The sequence below is a fragment of the Acinetobacter sp. AKBS16 genome, assembly GCF_002899995.1.
GTDB classification, from domain to species: Bacteria; Pseudomonadota; Gammaproteobacteria; order Pseudomonadales; family Moraxellaceae; genus Acinetobacter; species Acinetobacter baumannii.
Genome location: NZ_POYH01000075.1, coordinates 23570 through 42908, shown reverse-complemented (window position 1 = coordinate 42908; position 19339 = coordinate 23570). Strand labels below are relative to the sequence as shown.

Here is a 19339-nt window from a genome sequence, read left to right as displayed (position 1 = left end):
TCGCAATCGGTTTGTCGTATTCTAAAAACCCTTCGCTTACCAAAATATGCGCTAAAGTTGCAAGTACACCTTTACCCGTAGAGTAGCAAACTGCCAATGTGTCAGGTTGCCAAGCTTCAGTTTGTGATTTTAGACCGGTGTAGATATCTACAACTTTTTGGCCTCTAAAATAAACCGCTAATGCAGCTCCACCTTGTCCGGTTCTAGCATCTTGAAGACGGCTAAACTGGTGAGCTAAATCAATAAAACGTTCATCCAAAATACCATGATAGTTATGGGTATCGGCCAGTAAAATCTCTTTAATCACATGAAGTTCCTTGCATTTTTTGTTATTTTGCTCAAAAGCAGCCCAAACCTCTGTTCAGGCTGCTGATATTTTTATAACGCTTTTACAGTTCCTGCAACATGCGGTTTTTGTGATTTGGCATTACGAATCAAGAAATCAGTCTTTTTATCTGCATTTGCAGTTAAAAACTCAACTTTTGACGGTAAGAACATTGGCAGCTTAAACCATACATCTGCTTCATAAGCATTTGGTAATTCAAGGTTTGCTAATGCTTTAGCTTTGCTCCACATACCATGCGCAATTGCTTGCTTAAAACCAAATGCTTTTGCAGTAATGGCATGAATATGAATTAAGTTAAAATCACCAGACACTTTCGCATAACGGCGACCAGTGTTTTCTAAAATATTCCACTCTGCCTTTGGAACATAAGATGGCGCTTGTTCTTCTTTGGCTTTCTCACCCACTCTTTTCTCGACTTTTTGGCGAGATAAATAAGTCGTTAAGCCTTCCATCACCACTTCATTGCCAACTTTTGCTGTGGTAATAAAGTCAAACTGAACACCTTTATCATGTGGTTTTAATTCCCCAAATTTACATGAGAGAGTGAGTTTTTCAGTTACGCCAATCGGTCTGGTCTGTTTAATCTGGTTACGGATATGCACTAAACCTAAAATTGGAAATGGAAATGCTTCTGCCGTCATCATATGCATTTGCAAGCTTTGAGAAAGCACAGCCAAATAAATTGCTGGTACAAAGCTATTATTTTGAAAGCCACATACTTCGTTATAAGCTTTGAGATGGTTCTGATCAATTTCTAAAGTATCTACCACATATTCAACTTGCGGTAAGATTTTTGGGCCTTTAGGCTTTTTAAAAATTAAACCTTGCACTACTTTTGGATAAGCCAATGCCGCTTTTGGTAGCTGGCTAAAATGACGAGTATTCATACCTAACCTTTTATAATTTATAAATTCTTGAATAAAAAAGGGATGCACAAGCACCCCTATTTAGCTAAAAGTGCTTAAGCGCCTAACAAGCTTTGACCGCACACGCGTACAACGTTGCCATTTACACCTGTAGAAGCAGTTGATGCAAACCATGCAATCGTTTCTGCTACATCAACAGGTAAACCACCTTGTTGCATTGAGTTCATACGGCGACCAGCTTCACGAATCGCAAATGGAATCGCAGCAGTCATTTGGGTCTCGATAAAGCCAGGTGCTACTGCGTTAATGGTAATACCATTTTTTAGAATAGGCGCAGTAAATTTAACTAGACCAATGACACCTGCTTTAGATGCAGCATAGTTGGTTTGACCAAGGTTACCAGCAATACCACTAATTGATGATACACAAACAATGCGGCCATTTGCATTTAGACCATCGTTTTCTAACAAGTAGTCGTTTACGCGTTCAGCAGCAGACAAGTTAATGTTAATGACCAAGTCCCAAAGCTCTGGCTTCATGTTTGCCAAAGTTTTGTCGCGTGTAATACCTGCGTTATGAACAATAATATCTAAACCGCCTTGTTTAGCCGCAGCAGCTTTAATTTTTTCGCCCGCATCAGCAGCTGTAATGTCAATTGCCAATGTAGAACCGCCAATGTCAGCAGCTACACGGTCAAGATCAGCTTGTTGTTGTGGTACGTCTAAACAAATAACATGAGCACCGTCACGTGCCAACACGTGTGCAATTGCCTCACCAATACCACGGCTTGCACCAGTTACTAACGCAGTTTTTCCAGCAAGCGGTTTTGCCCAATCAACATCAACTACATCTGCCTTAGATACACGAATTACTTGACCAGATACATAAGCTGAACGTGGAGAAAGCAAGAAACGTAATGTTGATTCAAGGTTTGCCGCAGCACCTTCGTCTACATACACAACTTGAGCAGTAATACCCTTTTTAAATTCTTTACCTACAGATTTGATAAAACCTTCAAGTGCACGCTGAGCAATCGCTTGTTTCACAGTTTTTGCAGTTTCTGGCGTTGTACCAATAACAATCACTCGACCAGAAGTCGCAACTTGACGTGCAATCGGATTAAAGAATTTATAAAGTTCGTTTAACTGTTCTGAGTTTTGAATACCAGATGCATCAAATACAACTGCTTTGAATTTTGATTCTTTATCGCCTGCATTGAATGGACGTAAATTTAAACCAACTTTTGCAGCTTCTTGTTGTAATGCAACATTATTGCCTACATAGCTATCTGCATGAATATTGCTAAGTACTTGTGCAATCGCACCAGACAAAACGCTTGACGGCGCCGCGCCAACCAATACTGCACCTTTCACTACTGGCTGAGCACTTTCAAAACGCTCTAATACAACAGGCGAAGGTAAACCCAGATTTTTAACAACGAATTTACCAATAGGAGATTGCGTAAATGCTTGGTATTGATCAGTCATGATTATTATCTCTCAAAGAAATGAATTTTCTACGACAGGCTTCATTATGTTATGAGATGGATAGAAACAATATGAAAGCAGTCGTTCATTAGAGTTACTCCAAATCATACTTGAGTTCATCTTTGGATGTCTTGACCTGAATGCTATCTACAATGTCATTCTAGTCAATACAGGTCTATTTGAATTGTGTTAAGGTAGCTAACAAGAATATCGTTATTATGCTTGGAAAAGCCTTATGAGCAAAACAACTCAAGAAAATCCAGCAGTCGAGAATTCTGCTCAGGAAAAAGTGTCAAATACATCAAAGTCGGCTTCTAACACGACTAAGCGTAACAGCACTACTCCTAAAGCAGCAACTAATACACCAAAAACGACACGTACTCGTTCAACGACTGCACCTGCACGTAGCCCTCGTAGTAAGAGCGCTGCTTCAGCAACCCCGTCTACATCTTCAAATGTAGCTGCAGCACCAAAAGCAACAAAAACCAAAACTTCTGTTCAACAGGATAAAACCATGAGTCAAAACACTGTTCGCCGCGTTGCAATCCTTGGTGGCAACCGTATTCCATTTGCACGTTCAAATACTGCTTATTTTAAAGCGTCTAATTCTGACATGCTGACAGCAGCATTGAATGGTTTGGTTGAGCGCTTTAACTTACAAGGTAAACGTATTGGCGAAGTTGTTGCGGGCGCTGTTTTAAAACATAGCCGTGACTTCAACATGACTCGTGAAGTTGTGTTGAGCACAGATCTTGCTCCTGAAACTCCTGCTTACGACATCCAAATTGCATGTGGTACAGGTTTACAAGCAGCATTTGTTGTTGCTAACAAAATTGCGCTTGGTCAAATCGACGTAGGTATTGCAGGTGGCGTAGATACAACTTCTGACGCACCGATTGCTGTAGGTGATGGTTTACGTAAAGTTTTACTTGAGCTTAATGTTGCTAAAACAGGTAAAGACCGTCTTAAAGCTCTCACAAAAATTGATTTTAAAAAGCTTCTTGATGCACCAAGCAATGGTGAACCACGTACTGGCCTTTCAATGGGTGAGCACCAAGCAATCACTGCATTAGAATGGGGTATCACTCGTGAAGCACAAGACGAGCTAGCTGCAAGCAGCCATCAAAAACTTGCTGCTGCTTATGAGCGTGGTTTCTTTGATGACTTAATGACTCCATTCTTAGGTCTTAACCGTGACAACAACTTACGTCCTGACAGTACAGTTGAAAAACTTGCTAAGTTAAAACCAGTTTTCGGTAAAGGCGAAACTGCAACAATGACAGCGGGTAACTCAACTCCGTTGACTGATGGTGCTTCTGTGGTATTGCTTGCTTCTGAAGAATGGGCAAAAGAAAACGGACATGAAGTTTTAGCTTATCTTTCTTTCTCTGAAACAGCAGCTGTTGACTTCATTGGCAAGAACGGTCCTAAAGAAGGCTTATTGATGGCTCCTGCTTATGCAGTACCTCGTATGCTTAAGCGTGCTAACCTTAAGCTTCAAGACTTCGATTTCTACGAAATCCATGAAGCATTTGCATCTCAAGTACTCTCTACCTTAAAAGCTTGGGAAGATGAAAAATTCTGTAAAGAACGTCTTGGCTTAGATGCACCATTGGGTTCAATTGACCGCTCTAAACTGAACGTAAATGGTTCATCTTTAGGTGCAGGTCACCCATTTGCTGCAACTGGTGGTCGTATCTTGGCTACTGCAGCTAAATTAATTAATGAAAAAGGTTCAGGCCGCGCATTAATCTCGATCTGTACAGCAGGCGGTGAAGGTGTGGTTGCGATTGTAGAAAAATAATTTCTATTTATCGACCAAAAAAATAAGCACCCATCTGGGTGCTTATTTCATTTCAATCTATGTGAATTAATGAAGTGATGCTGCTTTAGCATTTGGGAAAAACTTATCTTCAATATGGTCATAGCACCACTGGAAAATAAAGGTATAAACCAAAATACATAAGGTCAAACCTATATCTAAAATAAATGCATCAATCACTGTCATCTGCATCATATATGCAATCATTGGAACAGTCGCAATCAGCAAACCACCCTCAAAACCAATCGCATGTAAAATCCGCACAGGGATCGTTCTTTCCCAATTAAATTTATGCTCTACTTTTTCGAAATAGTGGTTAAAAATCATATTCCAGAAAACTGAAACCACTGCCATAAACACACCAAGTGTTCCGGTCACTTCCATCGGCATGTCAAAAATAAAACTTAATGCAATCGCAATGATGACCAACAAAATTCCTTCATAACTGATTGCATGAATGAGTCTTCTCTTGGAAATCAACATTTTTAAATACTCAATAATAACTTGGATAATGTGCATTTTATTTTTATAATTTTGATTAATCCAATTAGGTTCTTTCAATTTTTTTGACAGATGAATATTAATCAAGAACAACTTCTCATGTTCCAAGCCGTTATGGAAACAGGTTCATTTTCAGCAGCAGCAAGGAAACTCGGTAAAGTCCCCTCTGCTGTGAGTATGTCGATTGCTAATTTAGAAATTGATCTGAACCTGACTTTATTTGAACGTAAAGGCCGCGAACCTACTCCTACAGCCGAAGCACGAGTGCTATATGAAAAAACGGCGCAACTATTGATTGAAATGAATCAATGGAAACAGCACGCGCATGCATTAAGTACTGGGCTGGAACCTAATCTTACTATTGTTGTGGTGTCTGAGCTGTTACATACCAATTGGACCGACTATGTTTGCCTACTAGAAAGTCGCTTTCCCGATCTACAAATTAATATTGTGTCTGCCCCTCAAGAAGATGCGCTTCAAATGTTATTAGATGGAACTGCCCAACTGGCCCTTATGTTTGAACGTGAGCATTTAGACAATAGAGAACAGTTTGTTGAACTCAAACGTGAAGCCTTAATTCCGGTTATTTCAAAAACCCATCCGCTCGCAAGCCAAGAGCATGTCTCATATGAGCAGATTTTAGGTACAAGACAAATTGTGGTGGCAAGTCGAGATGAAACATTAAAACCCGAATTATTATTTTCAAAACATTACTGGCGTACAGATAACCACCACTCTGCTTGCTTAATGATTTTACGTAATTTAGGTTGGGGTGTACTGCCACAAGAGATGTTTAAAGAAAATCCTGAGTTAAACAACAAGCTTAAAGCATTAGATGTATTTGATTTTACGCCTCGATTTGAATATTACGTTGATTTGGTCTGGAGCCGCGAAAGTGAACTCGGTGCTGCTGCACGGTTTTTGATTGACTATATTCGTAATAAGCGAATGCAACCGGCTCCGTAAAATCATTTCAATTTAGATGCAGAACCTAAACGTTTTTCTTTGAAACATAACAATTGATATATCGACAGTATGGATAGAGTTTGTGCTATAAAGAAAACATAAGATTTTTTATTGAAGATGTTGAATATCAATGACTCATACAGCACTTGACCAATTAAAAACATTAACGACCGTTGTTGCTGACAGTAGCGACCTTGAAGCAATTCGTAAATTTCGTCCCTTAGATGCTACGACGAATCCTTCGTTAATTACCGCTGCGGCAGAACAACCAGAAAGTAAAGAGCTCATTGAAGATGCTTATTATCAAGCCAAAGAAGAAGGCTATAAAAATGATGAACTGATTGAAAGAACCATTGATATTTTAACCGTAAAATTTGGTGTAGAAATTTTAAAACTTATTGAAGGCCGTGTTTCTACAGAAGTCGATGCTGCACTTTCATACGACACCGAAGCAACCATTCAAAAAGCACATGAATTATGTGAGCTTTATAAAGGTTATGGTATCGATCAGTCACGTATTCTGATTAAAATTGCATCGACTTGGGAAGGTATTCAAGCGGCTAAAGTGTTAGAAGCTGAAGGTATTGCTTGTAACCTCACTCTCCTTTTCGGTTTACATCAAGCCCAAGCGTGTGCAGATGCCAAAGTTACTTTAATCTCACCTTTTGTAGGCCGTATTTTAGACTGGTACAAAAAAGCTGAAGGTGTAGATGCTTACCCAATCGAAAAAGATCCAGGTGTCGTTTCAGTTAAGAAAATCTATACCTATTACAAACAGCAAAACATTCCAACTCAAGTGATGGGTGCGAGCTTCCGTAGTATTGATCAAGTGCTTGGTCTAGCTGGATGTGATTTACTGACGATCTCGCCAAGCTTACTTACCCAGCTTGAGCAAGATACCCGTACAGTTGATGCGGCCCTTGATGTATCTCAAGCAAAACAAGCAGAAGCGATTGTTAGACCAGCTCAAGATGAGCAAAGTTTTAAAGATGAACTTAACCATGACTTAATGGCATTCCAGCTTTTACAAGGCGGTGTTGATGGCTTTATCAAAGCACGTGACCAATTAAGCCTTTTGTTACGTCAGTCTTTTGGAATTGATGCGGAAATAAAATCCTAAAAAACTGCACTTTTCATACAAAATCACCGATTTTTGTTATCATGACAAAAATCGGTTTTTTATTGGGTTTCTCGTGTTCGGCATAACAGATTTAACAACATATATTATTGGTACATTCCTAATTGTGTTATTGCCAGGGCCCAACTCTCTATATGTGATGTCAATTGCTTCACGTTACGGGATTAAAACCGGATATATGGGTGCATTCGGTATTTTCACTGGTGACCTTATTTTAATGCTATGTACAGTACTCGGAGCTGCTTCTCTACTTAAGGCATTCCCATGGGTATTTGTCATTCTTAAATTAACAGGTGCACTTTATTTATCTTATTTAGGCTTTAAACTGTTACAAGGCAGTATTCAACGCTGGAAACAACGTAATCAAACTCAACCAGAAATGGCTGATTTACCTGCTTTAGATAAAGTTCATCCTTATAAAACAGCACTCAGTATTAGTTTACTCAATCCTAAAGCGATTTTATTTTTCCTCTCTTTCTTTGTGCAGTTTGTTGAACCGGATTATGCTTATCCTGCTCTGAGCTTTTTAATTTTAGCAATTATTTTACAGATAATTAGCTTTAGTTATTTAACTGCATTAATCTTCTCTGGAATTAAACTCTCGGCATTTTTTAAAGAAAACCATAAAATTGCTGCAAGCGGAATCTTTTTAGTAGGAATTCTATTTTTCGGATTTGGTTTAAAACTAGCAACCTCAACGATTTAATTATTTTTACTCTAATAAGCTTTTGCATTAGAAAGTTAAAACATTATGAACTGCTAAAAGTCCAGCATGCCATCTGTTTTAACTTCATTAAGTACAAAAAAAGTTCTGACTTGTCTTACTCCGGGTAAGGCAATAATCTTTTCACTATGAAATCGGTTAAACGCTGCTAAATCTTTAACACGAATTTTTAGAAAATAATCGACTTCTCCCGCCACCAGATAACACTCTAAAACATTTTCCAAATCACCCGACGCTTGTTCAAATGCTTGAAAGCTGTCAGGAGTTGAACGGTCCAAAACTACACCGACTAACACCACAGTACCACGTTGAACCGTATTGGGATTGATCCGAGCACGGACATCCAAGATTGCTCCAATCTTAAAAAGACGCTGAGTATGATTCCAACAAGATGATGTACTAATACCTACAAGTTTAGCCAATTCAGCATTACTTAAACGCCCATTTTCCTGTAAGGCACGCATAATTTTCAGTTCTAGTGGAGTTAAATTTTCAGCTTTCTCATCCATAAAATAATATTCTTGATTCATTGTTATTTATGGAACGAATAATAGCATTATTTAAGAATTTAAAAATATTATTTATTTTTTAACCTAAAAATAGAAAGCACCTTCTTAAAAAAAATTGTTAAATTCACCCCAACTGGAAGCAATGGCAGAAGCCTATTAATTTTTCTTGGATTTAGAATACGTATCATGCAAAAAATTCTTCAAGATTTTTCAATTCCAGCAGTATTTGCTGGTTTTATTACCTTTCTCATTGGTATTAGTGTTTCGGCCGTTTTAGTGATTCAGGCGGCTCAAGCTTTAGGTGCTTCACCTGAACAAATCACTTCATGGTTTTGGGCTTTGGGTTTGGGTATTGGCTTATCAGGACTCATTCTTTCTTGGAAATTTAAATATCCTGTAGCGACGGCATGGTCAACCGCTGGTCTTGCTTTAATTATGGCAACAGGTAGTGGCTATAGTTTAAATGAAGCAATTGGCGCTTTTTTAGTAGGTGGTTTACTTACTGCGATTTTAGGCTTTTCAGGTATATTCCAAAAAGCGCTTTCCTATATACCACAAAGCTTAACCAGTGCCATGCTTGCCGGAGTTTTGCTTAAGTTTGGGATTTCGCTTTTCGCGAGCTTGCAAAATGATTGGACATTTGTTTTATCTTTACTCGCTATTTATGTCATTACAAAAAGATTATGGCCGCGTTACAGCATTGTATTTACCGCACTGGCAGGTATTGCCCTCTGCCCTGTTTTTTTAGACTTTCATATGCCTACTCTTGAGTGGTCCTTGGCTAAACCCGTTTGGATTAGTCCTGAATTTAGCTGGTCAGCACTTTTAGGCTTAGCATTACCACTTTTTGTGATTAGCATGGCGTCGCAATATTTACCTGGTATAGCCATGATCAAGAGTTATGGCTATAAACCACATGTTAATCAACTGATTGGTTGGACTGGTTTAACTCAAGTTGTGCTCGCACCTTTTGGATGTTACAGCGTTAATATTGCTGCGATAAGTGCTGCCGTAAGCTTAGATGACCAAGTTCATCCTGATCCAAGCAAACGTTATATTGCGGGTATAAGCTGTGGCTTTTTTTATGTGTTGATGGGGCTATTTGCTGCAACCCTCACAAGCTTGCTGATGTCTTTTCCTCATATTTTTATTGTAGCGTTAGCAGGCATTGCCTTACTTGGTACCATTAGCCATAACATTGCACTAGCGTTTGGTCCAGTTGAAGACCGCGAAGCGGCATTATTTACCTTTTTATGTAGTGCGTCAGGTATCCAATTTTTCGGTGTTGGTTCAGCTTTCTGGGGACTGGTTGTCGGTATTGTTGTATTTATAGTCCTTAAATTTAAAGCTAAAAAATAAGGCTTAAACGAAAGAGTTTGCGCTTCATCATTTAGAGAAATTCATAAAAAATTAAGCGCAAACTCTCGTTAAATTAATTAATTGTGTTTTTATCCCAAAATGCTTGCCGTATTTGCGGCATTGCATTTAAGTGATTAATGATGTGTTGTGCTTCTTCTGCTTCAATTGAAGTTGCAATTAGCGTTACTTCTATCTCAACCTCTTTTTCTCCAAAAGGTGTGACATCAATATCTTTAGCAGGATAATTATGATGCTTTAAGGTTAGGTTTAATTCATCCATAACGACCTTGCTCTGACTTCGGTCACATATAATGTAAATTACATGTAAAACTTCTGTGTCATCGTCTAACGGACGACGGTCAATGATATGGACAATCGGTCTTAATAGTGTATTGGCAGATAAAATAAAGGCTGTCGCCAATATTGCTTCAATAATTAAATCAGCACCCGCGGCAGCACCTACTGCCGCAGAACACCATAAAGTCGCTGCGGTATTTAAACCGTGGATGTTGCCTTCTTGGCGCATAATGACACCCGCACCCAAAAAACCAATACCCGAAACAACATAGGCAATTACCCGAACAGCTCCATCTGCTCCAGTAAGATTAATTGCAATATCTACAAAAATTGCTGCACCTACCGCAACTAGAACATTTGTTCGAAGACCAGCTGTACGTTGCCTATACTGACGTTCGAACCCAATTAACGCCCCTAAAATAAAAGCAAACGAGAGACTAATTAAAGTATCAATAATATTTGATAAGTCTGTATGTTGTAGAAATTGCAATTTCATTTTGCACCTATTGTTTTATTGCCAGCCATAACGGCGGATATAGATTTTCTTTACCCATTGAGTAACACACATATAAGCACCTAAAATTAAAGGTAAATATAAGAAATAACTTAAAGGTAAAGCTTGTAGTTTTAAATAGCTTGCTAAAGGACCCATTGGTAAGAAAATCCCGATACACATAATCACCGCTGTCATTATTAATAATGGAGTCGCGGCACGACTCTGAATAAATGGAATTTGAGCTGTGCGGATCATATGGACAATTAATGTCTGGGTAAGTAACCCCACCACAAACCAGCCTGATTGGAATAGCGTCTGATGTTCAGGAGTATTTGCTGAAAATACAAACCACATTAACCCAAAGGTAATCATGTCAAAAATAGAGCTAATCGGTCCAAACACCACCATAAAGCGGCCAACTTCTTCAGGTTGCCAACGCTGTGGTTTTGCAATTAACTCTTCATCCACATTGTCAAAAGGAATCACAATTTGTGAAACATCATAAAGTAAGTTTTGAATCAGTAAGTGAATAGGCAGCATTGGTAAAAATGGAATAAAAGCACTCGCAATAAGTACCGAAAAAACGTTACCAAAATTTGAACTCGCCGTCATTTTGATATATTTCAGCATATTGGCAAAAGTTCTACGGCCTTCAATCACACCTTTTTCAAGAACCATCAGGCTTTTTTCAAGCAAGATTAAATCTGCAGACTCTTTAGCGATATCTACTGCGGTATCTACTGAAATACCAATATCGGCAGCACGTATAGCAGCGGCATCGTTAATACCGTCTCCTAAGAAACCAACCACGTGACCATTTGCTTTTAACTGCTCAACAATACGTTCTTTGTGAACCGGACTTAATTTCGCAAAAATGTGGTATTGCTCTACTGCTCTTTTGAGTTGTTGATCAGTTAAGGTTTCAATTACACCGCCCAATAAAACTTGATCATAATTCAGGCCAATTTCTCGGCACACTTTTTGGGTGACAAACTCATTATCCCCAGTTAGCACTTTTACCGTTACACCATGGGCATGTAAACTCTGTACAGCTTCTTTGGCAGACTCTTTAGGTGGATCAAGAAAAGTAATATAACCTATTAAAATCAGATCACTTTCGTCAACAACTGAATAATTTTCCTGATGATTTTTAAACTCACGATACGCTACTGCCACCACTCTTAAACCATCTCGGTTATAGCGTTGAGTTAATGCCTCAATTGCTACTTCACGTTGCTTTGTTAAAGGCTCTACTTTGCCATTTACCTCGACATAACGGCAAACCTTTAACATTTCCTCAACTGCACCTTTGGTAATCATACGGGCTTTTTGTTGAGGCGTTTGTACCACGACTGACATACGGCGGCGATCAAAATCAAAAGGAACTTCATCTAACTTCTTGTAACGTAACTTCTGTATTTTGATCTGATCATCAACAGCTTCTAAAACAGCCACATCAAGCAAATTTTTTAGGCCTGTTTGATAATAACTATTTAAAAATGCCTGCATGAGTACAAAGTCTGATTTCTCACCTTGAACATCAATATGTTGGGATAAAAAGATTTTGTCTTGAGTCAGTGTTCCAGTTTTATCGGTACACAGAACATCCATGGCACCAAAGTTTTGGATCGCATCTAAACGTTTAACAATCACTTTCTTTTTAGATAAGAAAACCGCCCCCTTTGCCAAAGTTGAAGTCACAATCATCGGTAGCATTTCTGGAGTAAGACCGACAGCTACAGATAATGCGAATAAAAATGCTTCGGCCCAATCGCCTTTGGTGAAGCCATTAATGAAAAGTACAACAGGTGCCATCACCAACATAAAGCGAATGAGCAACCAACTTACTTTGTTGACACCCATTTGAAATGCAGTCGTGCTCCGATCAGTAGCCGTAACTCGATGAGCCAATGCACCGAAATATGTTTGAATACCCGTACCTAAAACCACTGCCTGAGCTGAACCAGAAACAATATTGGTCCCCATGAATACAATATTATCTAGCTCTAAACCGCTGGTTTCTTCGAGATTTTTCTGTAACGGAAATTTCTCGACAGGCATTGATTCACCAGTCATTGCAGCTTGAGAAACAAACAAATCTTTAGCATTTAAAATTCTGCAATCAGCAGGAATCATGTCGCCTGCAGATAATAAAATTACATCACCCGGCACTAAATACTGAATTGGTATTTCAAATTGGTGAGTGGTTTGGTCTTTAGTATCAATGCCATAACGCTCATGCATAAGTTCTAAATCTTCTGCACTGACTTGATGGCGCAATACAGTAGCAGTATTACTCACCATTGCCTTTAAGGCATCCGCAGCTTGATTTGACTTTGCTTCTTGCCAGTAACGAAGTAGTGTTGAAAGAATTACCATCACACTAATAATGGTTGAACCTGTTAGATCATCGGTAAAGAAAGCAATCAATGCCAACAGGCTAAGTAAAATATTGAACGGATTACGGTAGCAATACCAAAGGTGTTGCCACCAAGTTAATGGCTTTTCATGAGTAACTTCATTAAGCCCCACCGTCATTTGTTGTGTATACGCTTGCTCTTCTGTAAGCCCCGTCAAATGAGTATCGAATTGTTTTAATAGATCATTCGTTTGAGCTCTTGACGCATTAAGCAAACGCTTAGATAAATTTTTGCTAATTTCTTGAGCATAACTAGATTGATGTAGCTCTTTAAAAGATCGATTACGACCGAAAAAACGCATCAAATGAAATCTTTGTAAAAATGCTGTGAAGAGTCGTTGCCAGAATTTCATCACGAAATCCTCCATTTTTTAGGCGTACAAAGCTCTCGACCTTATTGAAAATAAAGTCTTTTAAATTTTTTAATTTAGAAAGGAATAGGAGATCGTAGACTTACGATGAAGAAGAGAAAATTAGCCCAAAGCCAGACCAACGTTGACGGAATGTCACATAACTGAACATGGTCCGAATGCTTTGAATCGCATGAGACGAATTGTTTACCAAGATTAAAATCTGGTAGATATAACGGTCGTGTATGGAAGCGTATAAAAACATTGGCTTCTCCCCATTTCTAGCGAGAAACTAAACAGATAAATGCTGAAGTGAATGATTACAAATCAAGTAATTTGTATAGGTTTAATCTAATTTTTAACAAAGCTATCTCATTGCAAGATAGCCTCTCCTAAAGGTTACCTTGCTCAGTATTGGCTTTGGTTTAATTGATAATTAAACTCGAACCTCGAACAATTACCCATTTAGGATCTCCGTTAAATAAACTCGCGGCAAGTATAGGTTTTACTCTACAAGGCACAAGATTTTTTTTGTAATTTTTTATTAATTCATCAGTGTCTATAACTCACAGTTCTCTAACCACCACTGTTTTCGCCATCTTGTCATGCCATCCTTGTTTTTTAGCATCAAATGCGACCCAAATAAGACCGATACAAAACACTAAAATAGATGGAATATATCCGATATAGCGAATGAGAGATTGTACGAAAGTTAACTTATTACCTGTCTTTTCATCGAGAACTTTTAAACGCATTAGACGTTTTCCTGGTGTCCCTGCAAAGTAGATCCAACACAAAACAGTATATAAAAATGGAAATGCATAATTGATGATCATATCAAACCAATAGTTTTGCGGTTTACTACTCATACCTGTAGCAAATATGAGATCGTAATCTCCATGATAAAAGATCCATGCGGCTGGAATAATTGCTAAAAAAAGGATAAGAGTATCAATGATCATTGCGCCAAATCTTAACCAAAACCCTGCATATTCATATTTATAGGTCATGTGTTCACCTCGCTTTTGTTATTTTTTACCTAATGCCACAGTAACTAATTTATTCGTCTTTCATCGTAATTGAAATCTTTTTATTTTTAAATACTTAATGTATTTTTTAATTTCTGGTTTTATTTAGAATTGTAATAAGTTTTTTGAAAAATAAAAGCTAGATCAATTTAAGTTAAAACAATATATATCATATTAAAATATTTAAATTACACCTCATTTATATGAGGTGAAAACTAATTATATTTATTAATTTAATCATTTATAACCAATGATTATTTCCAGAATAAAACATCAATTTTAAATTCTTTTTTTAGCAAAAAAGCTGCACAAATAAGCCCAATACCGATGATGATTAAAAACATGCTTAAACTTAATAATCCTCCCACAGCAGAGCAAAAGCCTAAAATAGCTAAAATATAAAATAAAATTACACTAATACTTGGCATTCAATTTATTCCACTACTTAAAAATAAAAGCAATTTATTCTATCGAGTCTGTAAAGGAATGCTGTTTTCAAATGTTGATTACACCCCATATTTGTATCAACTTAAAAACAATATGTTAATAATTCCTACTAAATGTAAACAATAAAAATATAAATGTGATAAATATCACATTTATATTTTATTTAACTTCAAAATAATGTTTTTCAGTAATAAGTTTTATTTTTAGATTTTTATATAATCGATCTTTTGAGTTTTCTAACGAAGGAACAACTTTTTCTGCAAACTTATCATCTGCCATGAGTCTTGCATAAGTTTTATATCCAATCACTAGCTTTTCTGGCTCTTTACCAGTTTGGCGAAATTCCTCGATAAGTTTACTGACTTTCTTTGCTGTTAAATCGGCCATATCTTACTACTTCCCCCTTACATATGATTCGGTTATACGATTTCTGTGTGACAAAAATATGAAAGGTAATTTATTGTAAAGTTCTTCTAAAAAATTAAATTGGGCTTAGTTTCAAATCCCTCTTTATCACTCTCAAATAAAATCATTAAAAATCAAATATATAATTAAATTCCATTTAATTTAACTACAAGTGAATTGAATTGATTTCTACCTTTAAACAAATGTGTTAATCTTTAAGTAAGAAAAGCTTCATACATATAACAACTTGTAAATAAGAGGAATAACATTATGAATTACCGACATATTATTGTACCTGTAGATGGTTCTGAGATTTCTTTGGCAGCAGCACGACAAGCGGCCCATATCGCTAAAGCTTTTGGTAGTAAACTTACAGCAATTAGTCTAGTTGCAGTGGATCCGTTTAGTGGTGTCGATTTCTATTACATCTCTCCTGTTGTAAAAGATTATTTTGTTGAAGCGCGTGCTAATGCAGAAAAAACACTTGCGAAAGTAAAAGCCCTATGCGCTGAAGAAGGTGTTGATATTGAAACACAAATTATTCAAGGTGAAATCTCATCTGATGGCATTCTTAAAGCTGTAGAAGAGTTGGGTTCAGACCTGATTGTTATTGGTTCACATGGTCGTAAAGGTTTCCAAAAACTTATTTTGGGTAGTTTTGCGCAAGATGTTCTAAACAGCACTAAAATCCAAGTTTTGGTGGTAAAAGAATAATTGCTGAGTCGACTAAAAGCCTAATCCATTGATTAGGCTTTTTATCGTAAAAAATGCATAAGTTTTACACAGCTTAAAAACCGTTATACACTATTGTTCTCTTTCCCTCTATTTTGTGAGTCACGCCAATGAAGTAAGTCTTTTTTCTCATCAATTTTCTCTTTTTTGATGTGCAAAATAGACTATTCTTTAGTGACTTAGCGTCTTTATTTAAAGCTTTACATTCCTATTTTGTACATCCTGTATTTATGAGGTTCTTATGACTCAGCAGGCATGTGTAATATCACAACTCACTTTGGAGTTTCCTTCAAAAGTGATGTTTAAAGACTTGAATTTCTCACTTGAGCATCATCAAGTATCAGCGTTAATTGGCCGCAATGGTCAAGGTAAGTCTTTACTTATGCAATTGCTTCACAAGATTTCACCCACTACAGAAATGCATATAAGTGGTCAAATAAACTGGCAAACCAATCATGCATATTTATCTCAGCTCACTCGTCTCCAATCAGTCACAATTGCAGAAGCTTTAGAGGTCAACCATCTTTACAACGCTTTTCAAAGAGTGGAACAAGGCGAAGCTGAATACGATGATTATGATTTGTTAGAAGGACATTGGGATCTTCCTAATATTTGGGAGGCTTTACTACGGTCTGCTCAGCTACCAACCGATTTAGACTTTCCTGTTAAGCAGTTGAGCGAAGGCCAAAAAACCAAGTTAGCCTTATCCGCATTATTTTTAAAAACTAATCATTACCTATTACTTGATGAGCCAAGCAACCATCTCGATCAAGAAGCTAGACAGTGGCTAATTGCTCAGTTAAAGAAACATCTAGCAGGCGCTTTTATTATTAGTCATGATCTGAATTTGTTAAATGAAGTCGACCATATTTATCACTTAAATGAGCATGGCCTACAGCACACTACAGGAAATTATGAAAAATTTTATGAGCAATATCAGTCGCAAATCGAGGCTTTAGAACAGTCAGTACATCTGCATCAACGTGAAGTTAAGCACATGAAGCAAAAGCAGCATGAAGTTTTAATGAAAGCCCAAAAACGTGAACGTGCTGGCAACAAACTTCGTGACTCAAACTCGCAAGCTAAAATTTTGCTCGATTTTAAAAAAGAACAGGCTGGGCAAAGCCTAGGAGCAATTCATTCTCAACATCAGCGTCAAATCGATCAAAGCCAGCAAGACTTGAAGAGTAAAAAAGTACTTCTAGAAACTGTTAAGCCCCAACAATTTATATTCCCCTCTTTTCAAAAAAGATCAGGAGAAATTCTTAGAATTGATAACTTAAAACTCAACTATGGGACACAACAACCAATTCATCTCGCCTTAAAAGCTTGTCAAAAGATTCATTTGGTTGGCCGAAATGGTATTGGGAAATCAACTTTGCTGAAACAGATTGATCAATCTGCTGTAACTGCTACAGATGAAATTAAACTGTTTGTAAATTGCTTTTATCTCGACCAGAACTTTAGCTTTTTATTAGACCATCTCTCTGCTGTTGAAAACTTAAGAAATATTAACCCAAATATTACTGAGTTAGAGTGGAGAAATTTATTAGGTCAGCTTCGGATTCGTGGTGATAAAAGCACATATCCCTTAGCTCAACTCAGTGGTGGTGAGAAGTTAAAAGTTGCTTTACTAGGTTTGAGCCATGTTCAGCCTATGCCTGAACTTTTATTACTTGATGAGCCAGAAAACCACTTAGATATCGAGTCAAGAGAGTTATTTGCAAATGCTATTTCTAGTTATGAAGGTGCTGTGCTATTAGTTTCACATGATTTAAGTTTTGTTGAAAAATGCGGGATTATTGATTCAATTTATTTAAATTAACACTACGCTATTTTTTACTTATATAAAAGCTCTAACTATTAGAGCTTTTATATAAATCTTTTAATTATCATTTTATTTTTTATTATCTAATATTTGTAGATCTAGATTAAAAGAAACTGCTCTATTTCTTTGTGCGCTTTTTTTCATTTGATAAACTTGAACAATATAATCACCATCGACAGGTAGCGTTACTTCACCTGAAAAACCTACAGTCGAACCCACGAATAATGGCTTATCTTTACCAGGCTTTTGACCTGGAGCGAAAATATTAATATAAGCTAAATTACCATAACTATTAATATTAAATTTTAAAATCTGACCACTTTTTGCAAAAACTCGATATCTTACATCATCATAACCTTGAAACTTTCCGGTTAATGTAGTTTGAGAAGAACCTTTTAAAAAGCTTATTTTAGTCTCAACATTTTTAGCAATTACAGATAATGGTATAGATGAAATCAAACTAGATAATAATAAAATTTTAATGATTTTTTTCATCTTTAGTCCTCAAAATTATTTTTAAATTATTATAAGAAAGATAATTTTATTAAATTTAACTTTATGTATAGATTTGATGAGTAGCGTTTGGATTTGTAAGTTATTTCTTCGCTATTCAAAAGTGAGTGTCATTAAACTTAACTTATCAACCCTTTAAATTTTACAGCCGAAATTTATGGTAATGGCCATAATGAGTCATTTTATCAAAGTGGCTTTAAGTACATGTACTATAAAAACCGTATGCAATTCAATGCAAGCTATGGAAACCAACTGGTACATATAAAAGAAGATTCATATTTTTCTGTAGTGCTGTCTTATTAACACAGGATTAGTTTGATCACTAACAATAGCTAGGAATAGCAAGACACAGCATAGTTATTTTAAAGCCCATCTAACGATAGGCTTTAAAATTTATAAGAATTAGGAGTCTTTATCCATTGAGTGTGGAGTCGTGGTTTTATCTTGCTGTTTAGTATCATTCTCACCTTGGCAAGCCGCCACAGAAAGCGAAACGATTGCTGCTAAACCTAGGGTAGCGATAATTTTAGTCATATCTCACCTCATACAGTTTTAATTGATTAGCTTATAAATACTGGCTATCAATATTACGATCAGCATAGATTTATAGACTTTTTTGTAGTGTTCACAAAGAAATGTAAAATGAAAAAGTATCCCAAAGATTTTAGTTTATTGAATTCATCTTCAGGATACTGCTTCAAATGATTAAAAAATTAAAATCTGTAGCCCACCCCTAAATATGTAATGATCGGGTCAATATCAACTTTAGTTGACCCATGAATTAAGCGAGCGCCCGTATTTTGGTTAATGACATCAATTTGTGTTCGATTATTTAGTTTTGCATAAGATATTGAGGCAACCGTATACCAAGAATCATTAAAATCATAAGTAAAACCGGCAGTAAATATAGGCGCAATCGCATCATCTGCATCTACTTTAACCACCATATTTCCACTCGACTCTTTACGATCCAAGGCAGCCCCAGCCTTACCATCTAACACATTTTGAATCATATGACCTGCAGAGATCAGGTCAGAACGAATTTCGTCATTTAGCTTAATATCATTAAAATGAGCATACATTAACCCCACACCTAAATAAGGTCT

At 36.8% G+C, this 19339-nt stretch carries 20 protein-coding genes; 7 read left to right on the top strand and 13 right to left on the bottom strand.

Annotated elements, in window-relative coordinates:
- The 3 genes from C1642_RS13450 to C1642_RS13440 all read right to left on the bottom strand — a co-directional run.
- A partial coding sequence (locus C1642_RS13450) for a serine hydrolase domain-containing protein (protein WP_146035334.1) occupies nt 1-307 on the bottom strand: 307 nt, incomplete at its 3' end.
- Between the two features lie 71 nt (nt 308-378).
- A complete protein-coding gene (locus C1642_RS13445) occupies nt 379-1233 on the bottom strand; it encodes a MaoC family dehydratase (RefSeq protein ID WP_103236436.1) in 855 nt (284 codons plus the stop codon).
- Between the two features lie 74 nt (nt 1234-1307).
- Nucleotides 1308-2699 carry a 3-oxoacyl-ACP reductase gene (locus tag C1642_RS13440; RefSeq protein ID WP_000132115.1) on the bottom strand — a complete coding sequence of 464 codons (1392 nt, stop codon included), beginning with the start codon at nt 2697-2699 and terminating at the stop codon, nt 1308-1310.
- A gap of 235 nt (nt 2700-2934) precedes the next feature.
- On the opposite strand from C1642_RS13440, the gene C1642_RS13435 reads away from it, so the two are divergent.
- Nucleotides 2935-4503 (top strand): acetyl-CoA C-acetyltransferase, encoded by a 1569-nt coding sequence (locus C1642_RS13435; RefSeq protein ID WP_000047945.1) that lies wholly within the window; start codon nt 2935-2937, stop codon nt 4501-4503.
- A gap of 66 nt (nt 4504-4569) precedes the next feature.
- Here the strand turns inward: C1642_RS13435 and aceI are convergent, their stop codons facing one another.
- Nucleotides 4570-5004, bottom strand: coding sequence for a chlorhexidine efflux PACE transporter AceI (gene aceI / locus C1642_RS13430; RefSeq protein ID WP_002010078.1), 435 nt, complete (start codon nt 5002-5004; stop codon nt 4570-4572).
- 90 nt (nt 5005-5094) lie between these two features.
- Between aceI and C1642_RS13425 the strand changes: the two genes are divergently transcribed.
- The 3 genes from C1642_RS13425 to leuE all read left to right on the top strand — a co-directional run bounded on the left by C1642_RS13425 (nt 5095) and on the right by leuE (nt 7832).
- Nucleotides 5095-5988 (top strand): LysR family transcriptional regulator, encoded by an 894-nt coding sequence (locus C1642_RS13425; RefSeq protein ID WP_001024738.1) that lies wholly within the window; start codon nt 5095-5097, stop codon nt 5986-5988.
- Between the two features lie 130 nt (nt 5989-6118).
- The gene (gene tal / locus C1642_RS13420; protein ID WP_103236435.1) at nt 6119-7108 is read left to right on the top strand and encodes a transaldolase; all 990 of its coding nucleotides are present in this window, start codon (nt 6119-6121) and stop codon (nt 7106-7108) included.
- Nucleotides 7109-7181: 73 nt separating this feature from the next.
- Nucleotides 7182-7832 carry a leucine efflux protein LeuE gene (gene leuE / locus C1642_RS13415; RefSeq protein ID WP_016803130.1) on the top strand — a complete coding sequence of 217 codons (651 nt, stop codon included), beginning with the start codon at nt 7182-7184 and terminating at the stop codon, nt 7830-7832.
- Between the two features lie 53 nt (nt 7833-7885).
- On the opposite strand, the gene C1642_RS13410 is transcribed toward leuE, so the two are convergent.
- Nucleotides 7886-8359 (bottom strand): Lrp/AsnC family transcriptional regulator, encoded by a 474-nt coding sequence (locus tag C1642_RS13410; RefSeq protein ID WP_002115169.1) that lies wholly within the window; start codon nt 8357-8359, stop codon nt 7886-7888.
- Between the two features lie 186 nt (nt 8360-8545).
- On the opposite strand from C1642_RS13410, the gene C1642_RS13405 reads away from it, so the two are divergent.
- Nucleotides 8546-9718 carry a benzoate/H(+) symporter BenE family transporter gene (locus C1642_RS13405; RefSeq protein ID WP_103236434.1) on the top strand — a complete coding sequence of 391 codons (1173 nt, stop codon included), beginning with the start codon at nt 8546-8548 and terminating at the stop codon, nt 9716-9718.
- A gap of 73 nt (nt 9719-9791) precedes the next feature.
- Here C1642_RS13405 and C1642_RS13400 read toward each other — a convergent pair whose 3' ends face one another.
- The 5 genes from C1642_RS13400 to C1642_RS13385 form a co-directional block, all read right to left on the bottom strand.
- Nucleotides 9792-10511: an MgtC/SapB family protein gene (locus tag C1642_RS13400; RefSeq protein ID WP_103236433.1), complete on the bottom strand. Its 720-nt coding sequence runs from the start codon at nt 10509-10511 to the stop codon at nt 9792-9794.
- 15 nt (nt 10512-10526) lie between these two features.
- Nucleotides 10527-13283: a magnesium-translocating P-type ATPase gene (gene mgtA / locus C1642_RS13395; protein ID WP_103236432.1), complete on the bottom strand. Its 2757-nt coding sequence runs from the start codon at nt 13281-13283 to the stop codon at nt 10527-10529.
- Nucleotides 13284-13846: 563 nt separating this feature from the next.
- Nucleotides 13847-14290, bottom strand: coding sequence for an RDD family protein (locus C1642_RS13390; RefSeq protein ID WP_103236431.1), 444 nt, complete (start codon nt 14288-14290; stop codon nt 13847-13849).
- Between the two features lie 272 nt (nt 14291-14562).
- Nucleotides 14563-14736, bottom strand: coding sequence for a hypothetical protein (locus C1642_RS18955; RefSeq protein ID WP_001139332.1), 174 nt, complete (start codon nt 14734-14736; stop codon nt 14563-14565).
- A gap of 178 nt (nt 14737-14914) precedes the next feature.
- Nucleotides 14915-15142 carry a hypothetical protein gene (locus C1642_RS13385; protein WP_000774578.1) on the bottom strand — a complete coding sequence of 76 codons (228 nt, stop codon included), beginning with the start codon at nt 15140-15142 and terminating at the stop codon, nt 14915-14917.
- Between the two features lie 288 nt (nt 15143-15430).
- Between C1642_RS13385 and C1642_RS13380 the strand changes: the two genes are divergently transcribed.
- Both C1642_RS13380 and C1642_RS13375 read left to right on the top strand, forming a co-directional pair.
- Nucleotides 15431-15874 (top strand): universal stress protein, encoded by a 444-nt coding sequence (locus C1642_RS13380; RefSeq protein WP_001109442.1) that lies wholly within the window; start codon nt 15431-15433, stop codon nt 15872-15874.
- 259 nt (nt 15875-16133) lie between these two features.
- A complete protein-coding gene (locus C1642_RS13375) occupies nt 16134-17717 on the top strand; it encodes an ATP-binding cassette domain-containing protein (protein ID WP_103236430.1) in 1584 nt (527 codons plus the stop codon).
- Between the two features lie 72 nt (nt 17718-17789).
- Here the strand turns inward: C1642_RS13375 and C1642_RS13370 are convergent, their stop codons facing one another.
- The 3 genes from C1642_RS13370 to C1642_RS19430 all read right to left on the bottom strand — a co-directional run.
- Nucleotides 17790-18215 carry a DNA breaking-rejoining protein gene (locus C1642_RS13370; RefSeq protein WP_103236429.1) on the bottom strand — a complete coding sequence of 142 codons (426 nt, stop codon included), beginning with the start codon at nt 18213-18215 and terminating at the stop codon, nt 17790-17792.
- Between the two features lie 420 nt (nt 18216-18635).
- A complete protein-coding gene (locus tag C1642_RS13365; protein ID WP_000161254.1) occupies nt 18636-18767 on the bottom strand; it encodes a hypothetical protein in 132 nt (43 codons plus the stop codon).
- 179 nt (nt 18768-18946) lie between these two features.
- A partial coding sequence (locus C1642_RS19430) for an OmpW family outer membrane protein (protein WP_322869416.1) occupies nt 18947-19339 on the bottom strand: 393 nt, incomplete at its 5' end.

Bases quoted from the DNA above. Each gene is read 5' to 3' on its own strand.
- C1642_RS13445 (WP_103236436.1), bottom strand. From the start codon at position 1,233: ATGAATACTCGTCATTTTAGCCAGCTACCAAAAGCGGCATTGGCTTAT.
- C1642_RS13440 (WP_000132115.1), bottom strand. From the start codon at position 2,699: ATGACTGATCAATACCAAGCATTTACGCAATCTCCTATTGGTAAATTC.
- C1642_RS13435 (WP_000047945.1), top strand. From the start codon at position 2,935: ATGAGCAAAACAACTCAAGAAAATCCAGCAGTCGAGAATTCTGCTCAG.
- aceI (WP_002010078.1), bottom strand. From the start codon at position 5,004: ATGTTGATTTCCAAGAGAAGACTCATTCATGCAATCAGTTATGAAGGA.
- C1642_RS13425 (WP_001024738.1), top strand. From the start codon at position 5,095: ATGAATATTAATCAAGAACAACTTCTCATGTTCCAAGCCGTTATGGAA.
- tal (WP_103236435.1), top strand. From the start codon at position 6,119: ATGACTCATACAGCACTTGACCAATTAAAAACATTAACGACCGTTGTT.
- C1642_RS13410 (WP_002115169.1), bottom strand. From the start codon at position 8,359: ATGGATGAGAAAGCTGAAAATTTAACTCCACTAGAACTGAAAATTATG.
- C1642_RS13405 (WP_103236434.1), top strand. From the start codon at position 8,546: ATGCAAAAAATTCTTCAAGATTTTTCAATTCCAGCAGTATTTGCTGGT.
- C1642_RS13400 (WP_103236433.1), bottom strand. From the start codon at position 10,511: ATGAAATTGCAATTTCTACAACATACAGACTTATCAAATATTATTGAT.
- mgtA (WP_103236432.1), bottom strand. From the start codon at position 13,283: ATGAAATTCTGGCAACGACTCTTCACAGCATTTTTACAAAGATTTCAT.
- C1642_RS13390 (WP_103236431.1), bottom strand. From the start codon at position 14,290: ATGACCTATAAATATGAATATGCAGGGTTTTGGTTAAGATTTGGCGCA.
- C1642_RS18955 (WP_001139332.1), bottom strand. From the start codon at position 14,736: ATGCCAAGTATTAGTGTAATTTTATTTTATATTTTAGCTATTTTAGGC.
- C1642_RS13385 (WP_000774578.1), bottom strand. From the start codon at position 15,142: ATGGCCGATTTAACAGCAAAGAAAGTCAGTAAACTTATCGAGGAATTT.
- C1642_RS13380 (WP_001109442.1), top strand. From the start codon at position 15,431: ATGAATTACCGACATATTATTGTACCTGTAGATGGTTCTGAGATTTCT.
- C1642_RS13375 (WP_103236430.1), top strand. From the start codon at position 16,134: ATGACTCAGCAGGCATGTGTAATATCACAACTCACTTTGGAGTTTCCT.
- C1642_RS13370 (WP_103236429.1), bottom strand. From the start codon at position 18,215: ATGAAAAAAATCATTAAAATTTTATTATTATCTAGTTTGATTTCATCT.
- C1642_RS13365 (WP_000161254.1), bottom strand. From the start codon at position 18,767: ATGACTAAAATTATCGCTACCCTAGGTTTAGCAGCAATCGTTTCGCTT.